This window comes from Massilia genomosp. 1, assembly GCF_011682185.1.
In the GTDB taxonomy this organism is placed as follows: Bacteria; Pseudomonadota; Gammaproteobacteria; order Burkholderiales; family Burkholderiaceae_D; genus Telluria_A; species Telluria_A rubra.
On sequence record NZ_WHJF01000644.1, the window covers coordinates 1 to 251 of the forward strand.

Consider the following 251-nt stretch of genomic DNA (forward strand, 5'->3'; position numbering starts at 1 on the left):
TCTTCATCCATCTGGCGCAGGTCGAAATCAGTGAGAGGCGTGGGCTTTTTTAACAAGATTGCACATCATACATTGAACTGAGTTTCCAGGCAGAAAAATTGTCTGCGGGGAGGTGATTGGTTACATTCATGGAGCTCTACGGGACGCAAGCGCAGTGCGAAGCGGCACTGGAAAAGATTCGATGGCGCGACGGATTCGTCTGCCCCATGTGCGCTCGCAACGAGCATTACGTGGTTTGGCATGGTAAGGTA

At 51.4% G+C, this 251-nt stretch carries 1 protein-coding gene; it reads left to right on the forward strand.

Annotated features, from left to right (window positions below; genetic code table 11):
* Window positions 1-128: 128 nt before the first annotated feature.
* The coding region (locus F1735_RS35130; protein WP_167241663.1) for a transposase at window positions 129-251 on the forward strand (123 nt) is incomplete at its 3' end.